At 73.5% G+C, this 4,972-nt stretch carries 4 protein-coding genes; 1 reads left to right on the top strand and 3 read right to left on the bottom strand.

What is annotated here, in order from left to right; translation table 11 throughout:
• Nucleotides 1-185: 185 nt before the first annotated feature.
• Nucleotides 186-1,496 (bottom strand): aminotransferase-like domain-containing protein, encoded by a 1,311-nt coding sequence (locus ACFV4N_RS39670; RefSeq protein WP_499677838.1) that lies wholly within the window; start codon nt 1,494-1,496, stop codon nt 186-188.
• 92 nt (nt 1,497-1,588) lie between these two features.
• Here ACFV4N_RS39670 and ACFV4N_RS39665 point away from each other — a divergent pair, with 92 nt between their 5' ends.
• Nucleotides 1,589-2,395, top strand: coding sequence for an alpha/beta fold hydrolase (locus tag ACFV4N_RS39665; protein ID WP_499677837.1), 807 nt, complete (start codon nt 1,589-1,591; stop codon nt 2,393-2,395).
• Nucleotides 2,396-2,435: 40 nt separating this feature from the next.
• Here ACFV4N_RS39665 and ACFV4N_RS39660 read toward each other — a convergent pair whose 3' ends face one another.
• Nucleotides 2,436-3,575 (bottom strand): serine/threonine-protein kinase, encoded by a 1,140-nt coding sequence (locus ACFV4N_RS39660; protein ID WP_499677836.1) that lies wholly within the window; start codon nt 3,573-3,575, stop codon nt 2,436-2,438.
• Nucleotides 3,576-3,841: 266 nt separating this feature from the next.
• Nucleotides 3,842-4,831 carry a lysyl oxidase family protein gene (locus tag ACFV4N_RS39655; protein WP_499677835.1) on the bottom strand — a complete coding sequence of 330 codons (990 nt, stop codon included), beginning with the start codon at nt 4,829-4,831 and terminating at the stop codon, nt 3,842-3,844.
• Nucleotides 4,832-4,972 lie beyond the last annotated feature (141 nt).

Here is a 4,972-nt window from a genome sequence, read left to right as displayed (position 1 = left end):
GGTCCGCCACTGCTCATCGCTCAACTCGTGCCTGCGGATCACGACCCAAGATCAAAGCAGACCAACCGCACCCGCTTTGAGGACAGGCCCTAGGAGGTCGGGCCGGGCTTCCGCAGCGGTGTCGCGTGCACGTGTTTCGTGCGCGGTGTCGCTGCGGCGAGCCCGGTTCGGCCGTCACCCCCTCCTCACTCGACCGCTTCGTCCTCCGGGCCGCCGCGCGCGAGGGCGGCCAGGGTGTCGAGCGCCTGGGTCAGCACCTCGGCGGGGGTGGAGGCCAGGGCCAGGCGGACGGCGTTCGGCGCGTGGCCGGGCACGACCGCGAACGCGGCGGCGGGGGTGACGGCGATGCCCCGCCTGCCCGCGGCGGCCACGAACGTCTCGGCCCGCCACTGTTCCGGCAGGCGCCACCAGCAGTGGAAGGCGCCCGGGTCCGAGCGGATGTCGAAGCCGGCGAGGTGGTCGCGGGCCACCTGCTGGCGTTGCGCGGCGAAGGTGCGCTTCCGGTCCACTATGGACTGGACCGTGCCGTCCGAGATCCAGGCGGTCGCGGCCGTCACGGCGAAGCGGCCGGGCGTCCAGCCGCCGGAGCGGGCGGCGGCGGCCACGCGGTCGACCAGGTGCGCGGGCGGGATCGCGAAGCCCAGGGTGAGGCCGGGCGCCAGGCGCTTGGAGAGGCTGTCCACCACGGTCGTGCGCTCCGGCGCGAGGGGCGGCAGGCCGGGGCCCAGGAACGCGTAGACGGCGTCCTCGACGACCTGCGCGTCCAAGTCCCGCACCGCCCGGGCCAGCTCGGCGCGCCGGTGTTCGGTCGCGGTCGTGCCGAGCGGGTTGTGCAGCACCGGCTGGAGGTAGAGCGCGCGCACGCCGCTCGCCCGGACGGCCTGCGGCAGCACGCCGGCGTCGTCCACCGGCAGGGGCACGAGCGTGATGCCCAGGCGGGTCGCGATGGCCTTGACCGCGGGGTAGGTGACGGCCTCGACGCCGAGCCGACCGCCGACCGGCACCAGGGCCGCCACCGCGGCGGCGATCGCCTGCCTGCCGTTGCCGGTGAGCACCACGCGTCGCGGGTCGGGCGCCCAGCCGTCGCGGGCGGTCGTGCGGGCCACCGCCTCGCGGGCCTGGACCGTGCCGCGCACGCCGATCGGCGTCATCGCCTCGCCGAACCCGCGGTCGACGAGGTCGTGGAGGGCCGGTGCGAGCAGTTCGGCCTGGCCGGGCAGGACGCAGGTGTTGAACTCCAGGTCCACGCGGGCGTCGGCGGGTTCGGCGAGCGCCGTCTCGACGGGCGGGGGCGCGGCGCGGATGAACGTGCCACGCCCGACCTCGCCGACCGCCAGGCCCCGCCGGACCAGCTCGCCGTACACGCGGGCCGCCGTGGACACGGCGATGCGGTGGGTGCGGGCGAACCTGCGCTGGGGCGGCAGGCGGTCGCCCGGCTTGAGCACGCCACCCGCGATGTCGCGCGCGAGCCGGTCCGCGATGTCCCGGTAGTCCACGGCACCTCACATTGCACCGAGAGCATTGTTTTGATTGCCCCGAGATGGTGCGGTTCCTAGGCTGGGGACGTCAACAGGGAATGGGGGGCGCCATGCGGGTGAACGGAATCGACGTCGCCTACGACGACAAGGGCGGCGGCACGCCGGTGGTGCTGGTGCACGGCCACCCGTTCAACCGCTCGATGTGGGCGCCGCAGGTGGAGCGGTTCACCGGGACGTGTCGCCTCGTCGTGCCCGACCTGCGTGGTTACGGCGAGACCGGGTTGCCGCTCGACGCGTCGGGCGCGGTGCCCGGCAAGACGCCGCTGAGCGCGTTCGCCGACGACCTGGTCGCGCTGCTCGACCGGTTGGGGCTGGAACGGGTGGTGCTGGGCGGGTTGTCCATGGGCGGGCAGATCGTCATGGAAGTGCACCGATCCCACCCGGAACGGATCGGTGCAATGATCCTCGCGGACACCTCCCCCGAGGCCGACACCCCGGCCGGCGGGGACACCAGGCGTGCGGTGGCCGAGCGGCTGCTGCGCGAGGGCCTGGCCCCGTACGCCGACGAGGTGCTGGACAAGATGATCACCCCGCGCAACGTCCGCGACCTGCCCGAGGTGGCGGAGCACGTGCTGCGGATGATGCGCGGCACGTCGCCCGAGGGCGCGGCCGCCGCGCTGCGGGGGCGGGCCGAGCGGCCCGATTACGTGGGGTCGCTGGCTCGGGCCACCGTGCCGGTGCTGGTGGTGGTCGGCGCGGAGGACGAGTACACGCCGGTCGAGGTGGCGCGGAGGATGCACGCGGTGATCCCCGGTGCGACGCTCGCCGTCATCGAGGGAGCGGGCCACCTGCCGAACCTGGAGCGGCCGGAGGCGTTCAACGAGGTGGTGGGGCGGTTCCTCGCGGAGGTGCTCTGACGCCGGTGGGGCAGGGGGCTCGGGGGTCGAGCGGCGCGGGTCAGGGCATCAGGTAGCCGGGTAGTTGCTGGTGGAAGCCGGTTGTCGGGCGCGGTGGCGCGGTGTCGAACTCGCCGGAGACCGCCCAGGCCGTGCCCACGGCCGCGATCACCGCCGCACCCGCGACCACCAGCCTGGCCCGCGACCTCGACACGGGTCCGGTGACCCCGGTGTCGGGCTCGACGGCGAACACCGTCGTCGGCTGGGAAGGTGTTCGCAGCAGGACCGCGCACTCGGCGGCGGTGGGGCGTTGGCGCGGTGACAGGGCCGTCATGCGCCTGAGCAAGCGGGTGAGGTCGGTGGGCAGGTGGCGCGGGATGTCCGGGGGTCGGTGCAGCCGGGCGACCGCGGCCTCCACCTGGCTGCCCTGGTACTCGCGCCGCCCGGTAAGGCACTCCAGCAGGACGAGGCCGAGCGCGTAGACGTCCGCGGGCGGGCCGACGTCCTCCCCGCGCACCTGCTCGGGGGCCAGGTAGGCGGCGGTGCCGACCACCTGGCGGGCGTTGGTGAGCCTGGTCGAGCCCGCCGAGCGCGCCAGGCCGAAGTCGGCCAGGCAGGGGATGCCGTCCTCGTCGAGCAGGATGTTGGACGGCTTCACGTCGCGGTGCACGACCCGGTGCTGGTGCACGTGGGCGAGGGCGTCGGCGAGGAGCGCGCCGAGCGCCCGCGCCTGCGCGGGCGTCAACGGGCCACCGGCCAACCGCTCGCGGAGCGTGGGGCCGTCGACCAGTCGCAGGACCACGAACGACGTACCGCCGCACTCCCCCGCGTCGTACACGGAGACGAGCCCCGGGTGCGACAGGCCGGCCAGGGTGCGCACCTCGTTGTCGAACCGGCTGCCCGCGACCAGGTCCTCGCCCCGGAACACCTTCACCGCGACGTACCGGCGCAACACCACGTCCCAGCCCCGGTAGACCTCGGCCATGCCGCCCGTGCCCAGCTTCCCGGCCAACCGGTAGCGCCCCGCCAGCACCTGACCACCCACCTGGGTGGCCGTGCGGTCGGGCACAGGATCGGCCGTGTGGTCGGCTGTGCGGACGGGCACGGGGTCGGGCACGCGGTCGACCGTGCAGACGGGCACGGGGTCGACAACGGGGTCGGCAATGGTGTCGGCCACGCGGTGGTCGGTGGGCAGCGACACGACCTCGCCCCTCTGGTCAGCCGGTCCGGACGCCACCGGTTTCCCGATGACCGACGTGGACAAACCGAGAGAACCGATTCGAGACGTCCGCCGACGGTGACACCGATCTCACCCGACGAACGTGACCCCGGTCTCACCGAGGGTGGTGACGGGCTGATCCAGCCCACCAACCCGCGGCCCGGTCCGCTCACCGGCTGTCAGCCCCGGTCCACCAGTTCCCGACCCGCCCCACGCCCCACCGACCGACCTCGCCGACCCCCACCCCGCTAGCGAGGCACGGCAGATTCCAACCGAGGCAAGTCGCGCACCGCGACGCCGTCCTTCTGGCGCGAGCACGACGCCTTCCCGGGGCAGTTGCGCAGCAGCTCCACCTCCGGCGGCGAGGTGATGCGCTTCGGCGGCTCGACCGCTCCCCCCGGCCACTGGAGCGAGATCGCCATCGACGACACGTTGTTGTCGTACGACTCCTCCACCAGCGAGCGGTCCGCGTTGACGACGTTCAGCACGTCGTACACGCCCGACCTCACCCTGGTCAGGTCGAGCCACTGGAAGTCGACCGTGTGCCGGTAGTCGTCGCCGTACCCCACGGAGATGCCCTCGACCACCTCCAGCGCGCCCGGCGCGTGGTGGCCGCAGCGGTTGAGGCGCAGGTAGTCCGCCAGCCTGCCCTCCGGCGTGTCCAGGTCGCCCGGGCGGCGGGGCAGCTCGTCCCGCACCGGGTAGCGGTCGCCCAGGCAGAAGCCGGTCTTGCGGTCGGTCACCACGACCCGGCCGTCCGGCGTGCGCAGCTGGAAGTGCTCGAAGCCGAGCAGGTGCCAGTGGGTGTGCGACGGCGCCGGCTCGTAGTACAGGGTCGCCGGGATCGGGTTCTGCGCCTTCTCGTACGAGGCCGGTATCGAACCGTCCACAGCGGACTGGAACGCCTGGCGCGCCGTCATGGTCGGCGTCCGCTCGTCCGGCCGGCTGCCGTAGATCAGCAGGGGACCCTCGCCGACGTTGTCGGCCGACGTGGTGAAGCGCAGCCGGACCGCCGCGCCCTCGTCCTCGCACGGACCGTTGGGTGACGCCGGGTCGGCCACCACGCACACGTCCCAGTCGGTGCAGCTCGCCGGGTCGCCCGCGTGCCCGCCCGCGCACCCCACCGGGGCCTGCCTCAGGTCGGGCAGCAGGAGGGCGTCGCCCGCCTGCGCGTTCGATGGCCCCATGAGCGCCGCGACGAGCACCGTCGTGGCGAGCAGGGGCACGTGTCTGCGCATTTCTCCTCCTTGGTGGCGGGGACGGATCCGTCCACTCGAGAACCTAATGACGTACCCCGACGAAATCGGGGGAACATCGGCGATGTTCACTCGATCGACTGAGACACAAGGGAAATCGACCTGCGGGACTCTAACCTTCTC

This window comes from Actinosynnema sp. NPDC059797 (assembly GCF_042732085.1).
In the GTDB taxonomy this organism is placed as follows: domain Bacteria; phylum Actinomycetota; class Actinomycetes; order Mycobacteriales; family Pseudonocardiaceae; genus Actinosynnema.
Note: the sequence above shows the minus strand (reverse complement) of the source record. Positions and strands in the feature narration are given on the sequence as shown.